Origin of the sequence: Pseudomonas sp. ES3-33 (genome assembly GCF_000952175.1) — a bacterium.
Taxonomy (GTDB): Bacteria; Pseudomonadota; Gammaproteobacteria; order Pseudomonadales; family Pseudomonadaceae; genus Aquipseudomonas; species Aquipseudomonas gregormendelii.
The window spans coordinates 1-16,682 of sequence record NZ_JZRI01000052.1 but is presented as its reverse complement, the minus strand read 5'-3'; the positions used below and the strand labels follow the sequence as shown (position 1 = coordinate 16,682).

Annotated in this window: 13 protein-coding genes; 4 read left to right on the top strand and 9 right to left on the bottom strand. The window is 57.7% G+C overall.

Annotation, left to right across the window (positions count from 1 at the left end):
- The first annotated feature begins 131 nt into the window (after positions 1–131).
- Complete coding sequence (locus UB23_RS08690) at positions 132–1,259, top strand: AGE family epimerase/isomerase (RefSeq protein ID WP_045058942.1); 1,128 nt, start codon at positions 132–134, stop codon at positions 1,257–1,259.
- 111 nt (positions 1,260–1,370) lie between these two features.
- On the opposite strand, the gene UB23_RS08685 is transcribed toward UB23_RS08690, so the two are convergent.
- From UB23_RS08685 to amaB, 8 genes are all read right to left on the bottom strand, one after another.
- On the bottom strand, positions 1,371–2,141 hold the full coding sequence (locus tag UB23_RS08685; protein ID WP_045058941.1) for an SDR family oxidoreductase: 771 nt from the start codon (positions 2,139–2,141) through the stop codon (positions 1,371–1,373).
- Positions 2,142–2,977: 836 nt separating this feature from the next.
- Positions 2,978–3,694, bottom strand: coding sequence for an ABC transporter ATP-binding protein (locus tag UB23_RS08680; protein WP_045058940.1), 717 nt, complete (start codon positions 3,692–3,694; stop codon positions 2,978–2,980).
- Positions 3,691–4,563 (bottom strand): ABC transporter ATP-binding protein, encoded by an 873-nt coding sequence (locus tag UB23_RS08675; RefSeq protein ID WP_045058939.1) that lies wholly within the window; start codon positions 4,561–4,563, stop codon positions 3,691–3,693. The genes UB23_RS08680 and UB23_RS08675 overlap by 4 nt, the downstream gene beginning before the upstream one ends.
- A complete protein-coding gene (gene livM, locus UB23_RS08670; protein WP_045058938.1) occupies positions 4,560–5,843 on the bottom strand; it encodes a high-affinity branched-chain amino acid ABC transporter permease LivM in 1,284 nt (427 codons plus the stop codon). The genes UB23_RS08675 and livM overlap by 4 nt, the downstream gene beginning before the upstream one ends.
- 3 nt (positions 5,844–5,846) lie before the next feature.
- A complete protein-coding gene (locus UB23_RS08665) occupies positions 5,847–6,761 on the bottom strand; it encodes an ABC transporter permease subunit (RefSeq protein ID WP_045058937.1) in 915 nt (304 codons plus the stop codon).
- 241 nt (positions 6,762–7,002) lie between these two features.
- Positions 7,003–8,136: a branched-chain amino acid ABC transporter substrate-binding protein gene (locus tag UB23_RS08660; RefSeq protein ID WP_045058936.1), complete on the bottom strand. Its 1,134-nt coding sequence runs from the start codon at positions 8,134–8,136 to the stop codon at positions 7,003–7,005.
- A 364-nt stretch (positions 8,137–8,500) separates the two neighbouring features.
- Positions 8,501–9,784: an L-pipecolate oxidase gene (amaA, locus tag UB23_RS08655; RefSeq protein ID WP_045058935.1), complete on the bottom strand. Its 1,284-nt coding sequence runs from the start codon at positions 9,782–9,784 to the stop codon at positions 8,501–8,503.
- A gap of 134 nt (positions 9,785–9,918) precedes the next feature.
- Positions 9,919–11,409, bottom strand: coding sequence for an L-piperidine-6-carboxylate dehydrogenase (gene amaB, locus UB23_RS08650; protein WP_045058934.1), 1,491 nt, complete (start codon positions 11,407–11,409; stop codon positions 9,919–9,921).
- A gap of 175 nt (positions 11,410–11,584) precedes the next feature.
- Here amaB and UB23_RS08645 point away from each other — a divergent pair, with 175 nt between their 5' ends.
- The 3 genes from UB23_RS08645 to nadE all read left to right on the top strand — a co-directional run bounded on the left by UB23_RS08645 (position 11,585) and on the right by nadE (position 14,783).
- Positions 11,585–12,496 (top strand): LysR family transcriptional regulator, encoded by a 912-nt coding sequence (locus tag UB23_RS08645; RefSeq protein WP_045058933.1) that lies wholly within the window; start codon positions 11,585–11,587, stop codon positions 12,494–12,496.
- A 228-nt stretch (positions 12,497–12,724) separates the two neighbouring features.
- Complete coding sequence (pncB, locus tag UB23_RS08640) at positions 12,725–13,951, top strand: nicotinate phosphoribosyltransferase (RefSeq protein ID WP_045058954.1); 1,227 nt, start codon at positions 12,725–12,727, stop codon at positions 13,949–13,951.
- A 4-nt stretch (positions 13,952–13,955) separates the two neighbouring features.
- Positions 13,956–14,783: an ammonia-dependent NAD(+) synthetase gene (gene nadE / locus UB23_RS08635; RefSeq protein WP_045058932.1), complete on the top strand. Its 828-nt coding sequence runs from the start codon at positions 13,956–13,958 to the stop codon at positions 14,781–14,783.
- Positions 14,784–15,038: 255 nt separating this feature from the next.
- Here the strand turns inward: nadE and UB23_RS08630 are convergent, their stop codons facing one another.
- Positions 15,039–16,196 (bottom strand): hypothetical protein, encoded by a 1,158-nt coding sequence (locus UB23_RS08630; RefSeq protein ID WP_045058931.1) that lies wholly within the window; start codon positions 16,194–16,196, stop codon positions 15,039–15,041.
- Positions 16,197–16,682: the final 486 nt, after the last annotated feature.

Below are 16,682 nucleotides of genomic sequence, written 5' to 3'. Positions count from 1 at the left end.
CACCCCTAACCGGATTCCAGCCCGGGTCCTGTGGGAGCCGGGCTTGCCCGCGATGGCGGCCTGACAGACACCGCATCTCTCAGGCCTGCTAACATGTCGCGCAATCGCCCCTGCCGTGACGACGCCAGCCAATGCAGCCTGTTTCCCGCTCCGCCTCCCAGCCAGAATTGACCGCCCTGTTCGCCTCGGTGCAGCAGCATTTCCAGGAAGTGATCGTGCCACTGTGGCAAGGCCCCGGCTGGAACGCTGAACTGGCCCTGCCCTACGAGGCACTGGATGCCGAACACTCGCCACTGCCGCCCCAGCGCTATCGGGCCATGGCGTGCGCGCGGCAGCTGTATGTGTTTTCCAGCCTGATCGGCCAGGTGCCCGCCGCCGAAGAACGCAGCGCGCAGCTGTTCAGTTCTCTGCAACGACACTTCCACGACGCCGAACACGGTGGCTGGTTCTACAGCATCGACGCGCTGGGCGCGCCACTGGACCAGCGCAAAGACCTCTACACCCACGCGTTCATCCTGTTCGCCTGTGCACACTACTGGGACAAGGTGCGCGAGCCTTCAGTCGGGCACCTGCTCGATACCGCGCTGGAGGTGATTGCGCAGCGCTTCGCAACAGGCGACGGCCTGTACGAGGCGTGTCTGGAGCGCGACTGGACATCGCTGCAAACCGGGCCCTTGCAGAACCCCCTGATGCACCTGGCAGAAGCCTTCCTGGCGACGCTGGCGGCACGCCAGGACGACGCTGTGCAAAGCATGCTGGTGACGTTATGCACAGCCATGCAGCAACGTTTCATCGATCCGCATCAAGGCGTACTGATGGAGAAGCCGCTGGGCGCTGTGGATAACTGGTATGAACCGGGGCACCAGTTTGAATGGTACTTCCTGCTCGAATCGTCACCGCTGCTGCGCGGCTCGCAGCTGCACGGCTCACTGGAGCGGGCGTTCGCCTTCACCGAACAATCGGGGGTGGATCCACACTCAGGCGCCGTCAAGGCCATGCTCGACCTTAACGGCAAGGCCAGGGACGCCACCCAGCGCATCTGGGCCCAGGCGGAATACCTGCGTGCGCTGACCTTGAGGCCAGACGCCGAAGCCGCAGTGCAGCGTCAACTCCTGGCCTTGCAGCAGAACTTCCTGCATGCCGGAGGCTGGCATGAGTGTCGTGATGAACAGGGCCAGGTGAGCCGCGAGGATATGCCTTCAACCACGCCCTATCATCTGGCGACCTGTTATCGCGGGCTGGCGGACTATCTGGGCTAATCCGGCAGCCGTCATCGCGAGCAAGCTTTGCTCCTGCAGGTGACAGCCTTCACTGCGAGCAAGCTTTCTCCCGTGGGAGCAAAGCTTGCTCGCGATGGCCATCACTCAGGATCAAGCCTTGCCGCCATCACGATGAATGGCAAACCCAGCCCAGGTCTGGCTCACCGGCATCAGCTCAAGACTATTGATGTTGATGTGCGCCGGCGCATTAAGCACCCAGAAAATAGTATCGGCGATGTCCTGCGGTTGAATCGCCTCGGCGCCGGCGTAGGTCGCGTTGTAGCGCTCCTGGTCACCCGCGAAACGCACCAGCGAAAACTCGCTTTCGCACATGCCCGGCTCGATGTTGCTCACGCGCACGCCAGTGCCCTGGAGGTCGCAGCGCAGGCTCAGCGAGAACTGTTTGACGAAGGCCTTGGTTGCGCCATACACGTGGCTGCCCGGATACGGGTAGTTACCGGCAACGGAGCCCACGTTGATGATGCCAGCACCACGACCGTGAGCGATCAGGCGCGGTAACAGCAGGCGGGTGCTGTACATCAAGCCCTTGACGTTGGTGTCGACCATGGTGTCCCAGTCATCGAGATCACACTTGGGCGCAGGATCGACCCCTAAAGCCAGGCCCGCATTGTTGATCAGGCCGCGCAATGTGGCGAAAGACGGCGGCAAGTTGGCAATCGCGTCCTCCATGGCCTGGCGATCCCGCACATCCAGCACCAGGCCGTGTACCTCGGTCTGCTTGGACAATTCGGCACATAGGGCGTTGAGGCGTTCCTCACGACGGCCGGTCAGCACCAGTTTCCAGCCCGCCTCCGCAAAACGACGGGCACAGGCTTCACCAAAGCCGGAAGTAGCGCCGGTGATAAACAGGGTGTCGGACATCGTGTTCTCCTAGCTTCGGCTGACGAACAGCCATTGGAATAGATAATCAGCCGGCAGCATGCCCTGCCTTGCAGGCACCGGCAACATCGAGCCACTGTACAAAAAACGACCAACCAGCGCCAAGCCATGGCCTGCCTGGCTTGCAGCCATGTACGCGCACGTTATCCACAGGCAGGTCCACAGTTAACGGGGGCAAGTCAAAAAGCCGCAAGCCGCTGTGTACAAGGCTTTGCGGGCAGATCCCAAAGTTTTTAGCTTGACCCTCGACCACGGGCGTTGTAGCACATGGCATTTTGCACGATCCAGCTGCGTAATAGACGATGGCTCCAAGCCAGTAACTACGGCCCTCAGCCGAGTCTTTCCAGAGTTTAACCACAGACTTATCCACAGGGCGACCGGCTTGGATTCAGACCCATTCAACGTCCAACAAAATGGTTGACAAAGCCGGCCAACCCACCGCCAAAAATGCCTGATCAAATAACAACCACCTTGCTACAGGCCTTGATTACCGTGGCTCTCAGCCAGCTACTCCCACGTTATTCACAGCCAGTTCCACAGCAAACGGGGACAAGTCAAAACCGTGACAAAACAACTATTTGCAGCGGCTTTATGTCGCGGTTTAAGAGCTCGTGAATATTGTTTTCCACAATTTTGAAATACCGCGCACCCTGCACCTGCGCGAGCGAGCCTGCTCGCGATAGCGGTCGTCCTGCGGGACATTTTTCGACTGACATTCCCCTGTCGCGAGCAGGCTCGCTCCCACAGGGTCCGGCAGCAGTGAAGATAAAAAAGCCCCGACGATCGCTCGTCGGGGCTGTTGATATCTCGGCAATGAATCAATGCCCGCCCAGATAAGCGTTACGCACCTCCTCGTTCACCAGCAGCTCCTTGCCGGTGCCTGTGAGGCGGATCTCACCGTTGACCATCACGTACGCCCGGTCCGACAGCTTCAACGCATGGTTGGCGTTCTGCTCGACCAGGAAAATGGTCATGCCGGTACTCGCCAACTCTCGCAAGGTCGAGAAGATCTGCTTCACCACAATCGGCGCCAGGCCCAGGCTCGGTTCATCCAGCAGCAGCAACTTCGGCCGGCTCATCAACGCCCGGGCGATGGCGAGCATTTGCTGCTCGCCGCCGGACATGGTCATGGCCCGCTGGGTACGCCGCTCTTCGAGCCGCGGAAACAGCTCGAACATGCGCTGCATGTCTTCTTTGGCGTACTTGTCGCCAATCGGGATGGTGCCCATCAGCAGGTTTTCCTCGACGGTCATGTCGGGGAACACCCGCCGGCCTTCCGGCGACTGCGCAATGCCATGGGACGCAATGTAGTGGGACGACTTATGGGTGATGTCGACGCCCTGGTAGATGATCTGTCCGTCAGCCGCACGGGGCTGGCCGAAGATTGACATCAGCAGGGTCGACTTGCCGGCACCGTTGGAGCCGATGAGGCTGACGGTTTCACCTTCATTGATGTGCAGCGAGACTTTTTTCAGGGCCTGGATCGGCCCGTAGAACACGTCCAGCTCCTTTAGCTCGAGGATCGGTTGATTCATACCAACTCCTCTTCATCAGCGCCCAGGTAGGCCGCAATCACTTTCGGATCGTTGCGAATCGCTTCCGGTCCGCCTTCGGCAATGACGATGCCGTGGTCCAGCACCACAATGTGGTCGGAAATGCTCATTACCATGCCCATGTCGTGTTCGATCAGCACCACGGTCAGATCATGCTCGTCGCGCAGCAGCCGGATCATCGCGCTCAGCGCTTCGGTTTCCTGAGGGTTGAGGCCGGCGGCCGGTTCGTCGAGGCAGATGATCTGCGGCCGCGTGCACATGGCCCGGGCAATTTCCAGACGGCGTTGCTGGCCATAGGACAACTCGCCGGCCAGGCGGTTGGCGCAATCCACCAGGTCCACGACCTCCAGCCAGTAGAACGCATGGTCCAGGGCATCACTTTCCGCCTTGCGGTAACCCTTGGTGTTCAGGATGCCGGCCAGCATATTGCGGTTGACCCACATGTGCTGGGCCACCAGGAGGTTTTCCAGCACCGACATTTCCTTGAACAGGCGAATGTTCTGGAAAGTGCGCGCCAGGCCGGCACGGTTCACCAGGTGGGTGCCGCCGAACATCTTGTAGTACATGCGGCTGAGGAAAGATTTTGGCGACACGAAATCGGTCGGTTTGAAAGACTCCCCAAGCAGCTGGATGACGTTGGTGCGTTCACCCCGCACATTGAGCTCGATTTTGCCGCCAGACGCCTTGTAGAAGCCGGTAAGGCAGTTGAACACCGTCGTCTTGCCTGCGCCGTTGGGGCCGATCAGGGCGAAGATCGAGTTGCGGTGCACTTTGAGGCTGACATCGCTCAACGCCTTGATGCCGCCAAAGTGCATCATCAGTTTTTCGACCGAGAGGACGACTTCGCTCATGGCGCTACTCCTTTACGCGGGGTCACACCGGTACGGCTGATCCGGATCAGGCCGCGCGGTCGCCAGATCATCATCAACACCATCAGGATGCCGAACAGCAGCACCCGGTACTCTGCGAACCCACGCAGCAGCTCCGGCGCAACGGTCAGCACGAAGGCTGCAATCACCACGCCGATGGTCGAGCCCATCCCACCCAGGACCACGATGGCCAGGATCAGCGCCGATTCGAAGAAGGTGAACGAGGTCGGGTTGACGAAGCCTTGATAAGTGGCAAAGAACACCCCGGCCAGACCCGCAGTCGACGCACCGATGGTAAACGCCGAGAGCTTGACCAGTACGTGGTTCAGGCCCATGGACCGGCAGGCGATTTCATCTTCGCGCAAGGCTTCCCAGGCACGGCCGACGGGCATCTTGACCAGACGATGCTTGATGTACAGCACGGCCAGAACCACCAGGAACAACACCGCATAGATGAAGTAGTACTTCACGTCCGGGTTGTAGGCGATGCCGAAGAACTCGTGGAAAGGCACCCCGCCATCTTTGGCGCGCTTGCCGAACTCCAGGCCGAAGAACGTCGGCAGAGGTGCAGCCATACCGTTCGGGCCACCGGTCAACGACAACCAGTTGTTGAGGACCAGCCGGATGATTTCACCAAAACCCAGGGTCACGATCGCCAGGTAGTCGCCGTGCAGGCGCAATACCGGGAAACCGAGGATGCAACCGGCCAGGCCCGCCATGATCGCCGCCAGCGGCAGTACCGTCCAGAAGCCCAGGCCCAGGTACTGGTAACCGAGTGCCAGGCCGTAGGCGCCAATGGCGTAGAACGCCACGTAGCCCAGGTCGAGCAGGCCGGCCAGACCGACCACGATGTTCAAGCCGAGGCCGAGCAGCACGTAGATAAGGCCGAGGATGACCACGCCCAGCAGGTAGGAGTTGGAGAAAAACGGGAAGACTACGGCGATGACAATCAACAGCGGGATTATCCAGCGCAACCGTGATTTGTAATCCGGTGGCAGCACGTGCACGCCGGAGCCGGTGCTTTCAAAACCTTCGAGGATTTTCAGGCCTTTGGGGGTCTGCAGGAACAGGCTCAGGGCAAAGCGCCCTGCCATGACGATAGCGACGATCCAGGCCACCCGCGTCGTTTCCAGATTGAAGCCGTACCCGTCAAGGACCACGCCGACAATCGGGCCAAACACAATCAGGGCAACCAGACCGGCAAGAATCGCGTCAACCAGGCTTCTTTTGAGATCAATGGTTTTTTTAGTGGTTGAAGACATCGCTTACACCTTCGACACAAGAGGACGGCCGAGCAGGCCTTGGGGCCGAAAGACCAGAACGAGAACGAGCAGCGAGAAGCTGAAGACGTCTTTGTAGTCCGAGTTGACCAGGCCGGAGAACAGCGACTCGGAGATCCCGAGAATGATCCCGCCGAGCATCGCTCCCGGTAGCGAGCCAATCCCGCCGAGTACCGCAGCGGTAAACGCCTTGATCCCGATGATGAAGCCGGCATAGAAGTCGAAAGTGCCGTAGTTCATGGTGATCAGCACGCCGGCCAGGGCCGCCATGGCTGCACCGATGATGAACACGTAGGAAATCACCCGGTCGGTGTTGATCCCCAGGATCGAGGCCATCTTGCGGTCTTGCTGGGTCGCGCGGCACATGCGGCCGAGCTTGGTGTACTTGATGATGTAGGTCAGCAACGCCATGCCGGCAAATGCTGCGACCAGAATGAACACCTTGGTGTAGGTCAGTTGCACAAAACCGGTGCCGACCTCGACACGCCAGGCTCCAGTCAGCAGGGTGGGTACGCCTTGTTGCTTGGCGCCCTGGGCGATCTGTGCATAGTTTTGCAGAATCAGGGAGATGCCGATGGCGCTGATCAGCGGTGCCAGGCGGGTGGAGTTACGCAGGGGTTTATAGGCGACGCGCTCGATGACCCAGCCATACACCGCCGTGACGATGATGGTGAAGATCAGCGTGCCGAGCATCAGCAGCGGGAAGGATTCAATACCGAAGTATGCCAGCAGAGCCAGACTGATCGCCGCGAGGTAAGCGGAAATCATGTAAACCTCGCCATGGGCGAAGTTGATCATGCCAATGATGCCATAGACCATTGTGTAGCCGATGGCGATCAGGCCATAGACCGACCCGAGGGTCAGGCCGTTGACCAGTTGCTGCAGGAAAATACCATCCATAACGCAATCTCACGCAGTGAGAACCTGCGCACCGTTGGTGCGCGGTTCTTCTAAGGAAAATACAGATATACGTCGGAGCAATGTCAGTCAGGATCAGACTTCACACCACCGCCCCCCTGTAGGAGCGAGCTTGCTCGCGATTGCGGTTTAACATTCAACGAATGCGTTGCCTGTCAGTCCGTCATCGCGAGCAAGCTCGCTCCTACAGGGGAACTGTGGATTCAGCCGATCGAGTCAGCCCTTACTTCTGTTTTTCCAGCTGGTGGTATTTGCCATCCTTGTCCCACTGGTAAACCACGTAGTCGGAGACTTTCAGGTCGCCCTTGCTGTCCCAGGTCTTTTCACCCATGACAGTCTTGACCGGGTTCTTCTTCAGCCACTCAGCCGCTTTTTCGCCACTGTTGGACTTGGCGCCGTTGAACGCTGCCGCCAGGGTCTGAACCGAAGCGTAGGCGTACAGGGTGTAGCCTTCAGGCTCTGTGCCGGCTTTGCGGAACGCATCCACTACAGCCTTGCTGTCTGGCAGCAGGCGCGGGTCAGCGCCGAAAGTCATCAGCACGCCATCAACGAATTGCGGACCGCCAGCGGTGGTCACCAGTTCGTCGGTCACGATGCCGTCATCGGACATGAACTTGACGTCTTTCAGGCCTTGCTCACGCAGCTGGCGAACCAGAGGACCGGCTTCAGGGTGCAGGCCACCGAAGTAGACGACATCGGCGCCAGCGCCGCGGACTTTGGTAACAATGGTGCTGAAGTCTTTTTCGCCGCGGGTCAGGCCTTCATACAGCACTGGCGTAACGCCGCGCTTGACCAGTTGAGCCTTGGTAGCATCAGCCAGGCCCTGGCCGTAGGTGTCCTTGTCGTGCAGCACGACCACTTTTTTGCCCTTGAGCACATCGACAATGTAATCGCCAGCGACGATGCCCTGCTGGTCGTCACGCCCGCACATACGGAACATGGCGCTCAAGCCGCGCTCGGTCACCTGTGGGTTGGTGGAACCCGGGGTGATGGCGATAATGCCCGCTTCGTCGTAGATCTCGGAGGCCGGGATTGTCGACGAGGAGCAGAAATGGCCGACCACGCCTGCCACTTTCTGGTTGGTCAGGTCCTTGGCGACCGTCACAGCCTGTTTCGGTTCGCAGGCGTCATCGCCCTTCACCAGTACGATTTTTTCCCCGTTGACGCCGCCTGCTGCGTTGACCGCATCGGCCGCAGCCTGTGCACCCTTCATGTACTGCTCGCCAAATGCCGCGTTAGCGCCAGTCATGGGACCCGCCACACCGATTTTCACATCAGCTTGTGCAAACGCAGAAACACCCAACGCAGCTGCCACTGCGAGGGCCAGAAAGCCTTTCTTGTAAAACGTCTGGGACATGAGGTGGTGCTCCAAGGTTTTTTTTAGTTGGCACTGCGACTTCACTGAATGCTCAGAGCAAGGGCCGTGCCATCGGTTTTTTATTCTTGAAAAAGTCGCTGAGTTATTGTTATTCCGACTGTTTTGAACTCGTCTTCATTGGGCGTGCAACCGTCTAAACCGCAGAAGGTAAAACCATTAATTCCCGAAGGCGCAACCCGCCCGCGCCATCATTGCAACCGCGACACCAAACGACGTGCAACCAGCATGTAACATCGTGCGTCACCGAAGTGCACACCGCTGGTGCGGGACTGCTACAACCCGCACCATTACAGGCTAGTCGCTGCTCGAAAAAGCGCCGCTTTTCAGTAACATCTTTCAACAATCAAATGACGATGCGCAGGCACTGGCCTGCGTGATACAGCGAGAAGCCCGCCTCGTAGAGGCAACTGCGTATGCCCACGCCTGTCAGGGGTTGCATGGGTGCAAACGGAATCGGCAACGCCTGAGGATTGCCGTTACACAGGTAATCGGCAAACGCCTTGCCAACCACCGTCCCCGTGGTGACCCCGCGCCCGTTGTATCCGGTAACTGCCACAATTCCGGGCGCTGGTTCGAACAGGCGCATCAGGTGATCCGGGGTGAAGGCGATGCAGCCGGTCCAGGTGCACTCCCACTCCACCGGCTTGAGATAGGGGAAGTAATGCTGCTGTACCCGATCCGCCCACGCCTTGAGGAACCACACCGGCTTTTGATTGCCGTTGCCGAGGCTACCGAGCAGCAGACGCCCGTCTTTATCGCGACGAATACTGCTGAGCACTTGCCGGGTATCCCAGGACCCCTGGCCACCGGGCAGGATCTGTTGCGCGGCTTCTTCAGTCAGCGGGACTGACGCCACCTGGTAGTAATAACCGGGAAAGAAATTACGCCGCAGTTCGGTCCAGTCGCCCTCGGTGTAGGCGTTGGACGCGATGACCACCTGTTCGGCCAACACCGAACCCTGCGCAGTCTGCACCGACCATTTCTGGCCCTGACGCTCCAGCCGAGTCACCGCTGAATGGTCGAACAGCTGCCCGCCCAGGCCAATGGCTGCCTTGGCCAGGCCACTGGTGTAGGCCATCGGGTTAATCGTACCGGCACGCCGATCCAGCAGTGCGGCGGCAATTTTGCGGGTACCGGTGGCTTGCTCACAGGCCTGGCCTGTCAACAATTCCACAGGCGCGCCGCGACGTTTCCATTGTTCTTCACGACTGCGCAGATCCGCTTCGCCACGGGCGTTATGCGCCATGTGCAGCGTGCCTTCGCGGCGCAATTGGCAATCGATGTTGTACTTGTCGACCAGGCTGAACACCAGGGACGGCGCTGCACCGAGCATGCGATTGAGCTGACTGCCCACTGCCTCGCCGAACCCGGCTTCGATCTCGTCAGGCGGGATCCACATACCGGCGTTGACCAGGCCGACGTTACGCCCGGAACCGCCATGCCCGGCCCGATGCGCTTCCAGCACACAGACCGTCTTGCCCTGCTCCAGCAGATGCACCGCCGCCGACAGCCCGGTGAAGCCCGCGCCAATCACACAGACATCGGCCTTGACCTCGCCTTTGAGCGAAGCATTGTCGGGCCTTTGCGGCGTCAGTTTTTCCCACAGACATTCTTCGCGTAGCGGCATTGCCAGACTCCAACAGAAACCTAACCAACACATCAAAAGATCGCAGCCTTCGGCAGCTCCTACAAAACCGCAGCCAGGCACGATCCTGTAGGAGCTGCCGAAGGCTGCGATCTTTTCAAGCTCACCACCATCACTTAGTCAAACGTGATCCCCTGAGCCAACGGCAACTCCAGCGAATAGTTCACGGTATTGGTCTGGCGACGCATATAACCGCGCCATGCATCCGAGCCCGACTCGCGTCCGCCGCCGGTCTCTTTCTCGCCACCAAATGCGCCACCGATTTCCGCGCCGCTCGGGCCGATGTTGACGTTGGCAATACCACAGTCGCTGCCGACCGCTGACATGAATTGCTCGGCTTCGCGCACGTCAGTGGTGAAGATGCACGAAGACAGGCCTTGAGGCACTGCATTGTTCAGGCGCAAGGCTTCCTCGAAATCCTTGTAACCGACCACGTAGAGAATCGGTGCGAAGGTTTCGCTGCACACTACATCGCTCTGCTCCGGCATCTCGACGATCGCAGGCTGAACGTAATAGGCGTTCGGGTATTGGTCTTCCAGCTGGCGCTTGCCGCCGAATACCCGGCCACCTTCGCTCAAAGCCTGCTCCAGCGCGTCCTGCATGTTCTCGAAGCTGTGCTTGTCGATCAGCGGGCCAATCAGGTTGCCTTCCAGCGGGTTGCCGATGCGCACTTTTGAGTAAGCGGCTTTGAGGCGGGTCACGATCTCTTCTTTGACCGATTCATGGGCAATCAGGCGGCGCAAGGTGGTGCAGCGCTGGCCGGCGGTGCCGACAGCACTGAACAGGATGGCGCGCACGGCCATGTCCAGGTCGGCACTTGGGCCAAGGATCATCGCATTGTTGCCGCCCAGCTCAAGGATGCTGCGGGCAAAACGCGCAGCGATTTTCGGGGCCACTTCGCGGCCCATGCGGGTGCTGCCGGTGGCGCTGACCAACGCCACGCGCGGGTCATCCACCAAGGCTTCACCGGCATCGCGACCGCCAATGATGACCTGGCTCAAATGCGGCGGTGCGTCGCTGAAGTTTTTCAGCACCCGATCAAACAGTGCCTGGCATGCCAGGGCGGTCAGCGGAGTTTTCTCGGACGGCTTCCAGATCACCGGGTTACCGCACACCAGTGCCAGGGTGGTGTTCCAGGCCCAGACGGCCACCGGGAAGTTGAACGCGCTGATCACCCCGACCACGCCCAGCGGATGCCAGGTCTCACGCATGTGGTGGCCCGGGCGCTCGGAGGCGATGGTCAAACCGTACAGCTGTCGTGACAAACCGACAGCGAAATCGCAAATATCGATCATTTCCTGAACTTCACCCAGGCCTTCCTGGGTGATCTTGCCCGCTTCCCACGACACCAGCTCGCCGAGGTCGGCCTTGTATTCGCGAAGAATGTCACCCAGTTGGCGCACCAATTCGCCCCGGCGCGGTGCCGGCACCTTGCGCCACAATTCGAACGCATGATCGGCACGACTGATGTGCTGCTCGACTTCGGCAGCCCCTTCCCAGTTGACGGCAGCAATCTGGCTGCCATCGATCGGTGAATGCACCGGCACTTTGCCGTTCTGGTACAGGGCCGGGTTTACACCAAGACGATCAAGCAATGCGGCAACCATGGGTCACTCCTCAAACAAAAGACAGAACGTGTGCAGCCGCACGATCACGGCTGATCAGGCCTGTAGTTTTAGCTTTCCGGAGGTTACTCAACAAACGACCTTTAAGAGAGATATCATTCCGTTTATTCATGCTGTGCATTGCTGGCAATAAAGAGACAAGAAGAAAGGATCGCCCATGCTGAACAAACGCTACCTGCCATCGATCACCGCGCTGCAGTGTTTCGAGGCTGTCACCCGGCATTTGAGCTTCACCCGGGCCGCCGAAGAGCTGAACCTGACCCAAAGCGCCGTCAGCAAACAGGTGGCGCAACTTGAAGAGTTATTGCAACACCTGCTGTTTCGCCGGGTGCGTCGCCGCCTGCAGATGACTCCGGCAGGCGATCTGTACTTGGTGGAGGTACGAAAAATCCTCACTCAGGTCGAGATGTCGACCCATTATCTGCGTTCCTACGGTGGAGAAACCGAAGTCCTGCGGGTCTCGACGCCGCCGACCTTTGGCGCACGCTGGCTGGTGCCGCGCCTGAAAGGCTGGCGCCTGCGGCATCCGTCGATCCATCTGGACCTGTGCAGCGAACAGGAAGCCGATGATTTGCTGCAAGGCCGCAGCGACCTGGCGTTCTACTTTGGCCAAGGGTCACGCCCGGGCACCGAATGCCTGAAGCTGTTCAGCGAGGAGCTGGTTCCGGTATGTGCCCCGGGCAGCCTTCCGGCCACACCTTTCACCGACCCAACCCAGCTCGCTGACCTGGTCCTGCTGCAAAACGCCTCCCGGCCACAGGCCTGGCACGACTGGTTCGACAGTCAGGGCTATCACACCGAACACAGCTACCACGGGCCGCGCTTCGAAACCTTCTACATGTGCATCCGCGCCGCCCAGGTAGGCTGTGGCGTGGCGTTGTTGCCCAGGTTTCTGGTGGAAGAGGAATTGGCCGACGGCAAACTGGTCATACCCTGGAAGCATGCGATGCCCAGCACTGATTCTTACTACCTGGCATACCCGGAACATTCGGCGGACGTGCCGAAGGTGCGCGATTTCGTGAAGTGGATGCTGGAGCAGATTGATAGCCCGGAAATGCCGCAAAACTGAGGCATCACACCGCCTTCTGCGGGAGCGAGCCTGCTCGCGATAGCGTCGACACATCCGACATTCAGGTGACTGACACACCGCTATCGCGAGCAGGCTCGCTCCCACGGGATCTCCAGCGTCTAAAAAATCGCTGGCAATAACTGCCGTTGATATGCGCCACTAGCCCCATTCATTGAATCAGCTGCAATGTCGCCGCCACAGGCCGCGGCCAGCCTGGAGAACCCCGTTATGAGCGACAGCGTATTTGCCGATCGCATCGTGCAGAACCTGCTCGACACCGACTTCTACAAACTGACGATGATGCAGGCGGTGCTGCACAATTACCCGAACGTGGAAGTGGAATGGGAGTTTCGTTGCCGCAACAGCGAGGATCTGCGCCCGTACCTGGCCGAGATTCGCTTTCAGATCGAGCGCCTCGCCGAGCTGAGCCTGACCGCCGATCAACTGGGTTTCATGGAGCGCATCAGCTTCATGAAACCGGATTTCCTGCGCTTTCTCGGACTGTTTCGTTTCAACCTGCGCTACGTGCATACCGGGATCGAGAACGGCGAGCTGTTCATCCGTCTGCGCGGGCCCTGGCTGCATGTGATTTTGTTCGAAGTACCGCTGCTGTCAATCGTCAGCGAAGTGCGCAACCGCTATCGGTACCGGGAAGTCGTCCTGGAACAGGCGCGCGAGCAGCTTTATCGCAAATTCGACTGGCTGACGGCCAATGCTGCTGCCGATGAGTTATCCGAGCTGCAGGTCGCCGATTTCGGCACCCGCCGCAGGTTTTCCTACCGGGTGCAGGAAGAAGTGGTGAACGTGCTCAAGCACGACTTTCCCGGGCGTTTTGTCGGCACCAGTAACGTCCACCTGTCCCGGGAGCTGGACATGAAGCCCTTGGGCACCATGGCCCACGAATGGATCATGGCGCACCAGCAACTCGGACCGCGCCTGATCGACAGCCAGATTGCCGCGCTGGATTGCTGGGTCCGCGAGTATCGGGGCCTGCTCGGCATCGCACTGACTGACTGCATTACCACCGATGCCTTCCTGGGCGATTTCGACCTGTACTTCGCCAAGCTTTTCGATGGCCTGCGCCACGACTCCGGGGATCCGATAATCTGGGCGGAAAAAGCCATCGCCCACTACCACAAGCTCGGCATCGACCCGATGAGCAAGACCCTGGTGTTCTCCGACAGCCTGACGCTGCCCAAGTCCCTGGAAATATTCCGGGCGCTGCGCGGGCGGATCAATGTCAGCTTTGGCATCGGCACCAACCTGACCTGCGATATTCCAGGGGTTGAACCGATGAGCATCGTGCTTAAAATGGCCGCCTGCAACGGTCAGCCGGTGGCCAAGATTTCCGATGAACCGGGCAAGACCCACTGCAAAGACCCCAACTTCGTCGCCTATTTGCGACACGTTTTCAAAGTTCCTGCCGCCCTTTCCAGCACATCAAGCAAGGAGTGAATTCATGCAAGCCGTACAGCGTGAGATTGCTGAGCAGCTCAAGGTTCAACCACCATTCGCCGACGATGCCGCCCTTGAGGCTGAAGTCGCTCGACGGATCACGTTCATTCAGGATTGCCTGGTCAATTCCGGGCTCAAGGCCCTGGTGCTGGGGATCAGCGGCGGCGTTGATTCCCTCACCGCCGGCCTGTTGGCCCAGCGTGCCATGCGCGAGTTGCGCGACAGCACCGGTGACGACAGCTACAAGTTCATTGCCGTCCGCCTGCCCTACGAGACCCAGTTCGACGAACACGATGCCCAGGCGTCAGTGGATTTCATCGAACCGGATGAGCGCCACACCGTGAACATTGGCCCGGCAGTCAAGGCGCTGGCCAGCGAAGTCGCAGCGTTCGAAGGCAAACACGCGGTGTCGGTCGACTTTGTGCTGGGCAACACCAAGGCGCGTATGCGCATGGTCGCCCAATACACCATCGCCGGCGCGGCCCATGGCCTGGTGATCGGCACTGACCATGCGGCGGAAGCGGTGATGGGATTCTTCACCAAGTTTGGTGACGGCGCCTGCGACCTGGCGCCACTGAGCGGGCTGGTGAAAAACCAGGTGCGCAGCATCGCCCGCAGCTTTGGCGCACCGGAATCGCTGGTGGAGAAGATCCCCACTGCCGATCTCGAGGACCTGTCCCCGGGCAAGCCGGATGAGGCGTCCCATGGGGTGACCTATGCCGAAATTGATGCTTTTCTGCATGGCGAGCCGGTACGTGAGGAAGCGTTCAGGATTATTTGTGAAACGTACAACAAGACCCATCACAAGCGAGTGATGCCGTTCGCGCCTTGACCTTAGCACAACGCCAGGAGCCACCTTCGGAGTTAATAATTAGCACGGTGTGTTTTCAAACCGCGCTGATTATTAACAGCTAACGTGTACCGGGGACGCAACTAGCATTGCAGAAAGGGGACTATGTACCTCCCTGACTCGCAATCCATCCTGACACGTTAGCAACTTACCTAATGAAGCGCCTCGCACTTCTGCAGTTGCATTCCCTAACTCTCTTTTCGTAGTCAACACACCTCGATTTTGGAAATAGCCCAATCAAATGCTCGCCTTGCGGAAATCCAGCAAAAACACATGTAAACAGGTCAGTGAAATTGCAATAACAACGGACAATAGCAAAAAGACCGAGCGAATAGAAAAACCTACGAAAACTGAGACAGCTAACAACACGAAAACTACAAAAATATAAACCCCAGACTGGATACCAAATAGCAATAGCTTATTGAAAGCGTAATGACCCAACAACGTAAACAACGTAGGCTGGACCAACATATTCGAAATAAACGCCATGAAAAAAATAAGATAAAATACGGAGTACCTTCCGACGAACAATACCCAGAGACAACTACCCAGCATTATCAGCTGAACAAAAAAGCCAAACTTCAACCGCGACATCGATGAAAGACTTTGAAAATATCGAAAAACAATCCAACCGACAACCAGCCAAACACACAAAATTACACCGTATATATGTAATATCTCAAGACCAGGATCGATCAGAGCTTTCACCATCGGCACAAGTATCAAAATTAGAAAAAATACAACATTTGAAATAATTAGAGTGAAACAATTTAAAGATCCAGATTTCAATCCAAGGTTATCCCCCGCCGGACACGGATCTTCAATCGCGAGGCCCGTACCATCCACCAAATACACAACTAACGTAAAGGCATACACTGTCGCTGCAAAAATTGCGGCTACGGGTCTATGCTGGAGGAAAAAAATCGCAAAAACAACCGGCACAATCAAAGGCATGCTAGCTAAAGCAAAACTTAAAGCTGAAAAGTTTTTATATGCCTCACTACTCCTGCGTGGAGAGGCCAGCATTGCCCGCCCCAAAATAACGGTGCATCCACTTGCCCCACCCCAGAGAAATCTCAAGAAAAGCTCGAATCCTTCACTAAAAATACCGTCACCAACAGCCAACGCTGTACAAACAGACAAAGCCACAACTAATAAAATTAGAAAAAAACTTTCCGATACAATGCGTTTATATACCGGGCTAACCAGCCCTAAAATACAACACCCGAGCGACAGCCCCAACAAGTAGGACAGTAGCGGGTAGTATGCTGTTAAATCTGCAGACTCGAAATGCAACGCATGGTCAATCCAAACCATGAGGCCGGAAGAACCTAAAATATTAGCGGTACTCAACAAAAGGCTAACATGAATCGCGACATCCCGCTTAATTCTCATACCATTACTACTCTATTCACAAGAGAGCCGAATATAGATTCTGAGCACGTTGCTCGACCATTGCCTAGCTGGTAGAAATCGACCTGTACTATGTCTTTGTCCTGTAAAAAATGCTGAGTGGATATACTGCTTTCAGGTGGCGCACACATTATCCTTTCTGCTATACAACCATAACGTAAAGAGCCATTTTAGAAGTTGAAACAACCCCGCAGGTGATGACGGCTCCAGTAGAAAAATCGCGAGCTGCCACTCCAGGCGATTGCTCTCCATCACGGAGTGTTGTGTCTTCCAGAATGATGTTTTCCAGCACTCAATCTCTTGATTATCGCCACAAATCCACTCTATAGGATACACACAAACTCCAATAGGCATTGATGGCTAACACAGGCAGCGACTTGGTTTCATCGAAGACTAACAGCGCGCGACAAAAAATCAAATTTTGAGCTGTTCAAAACATTAAAAAAACATGTAGGAAAAGTCTACTTA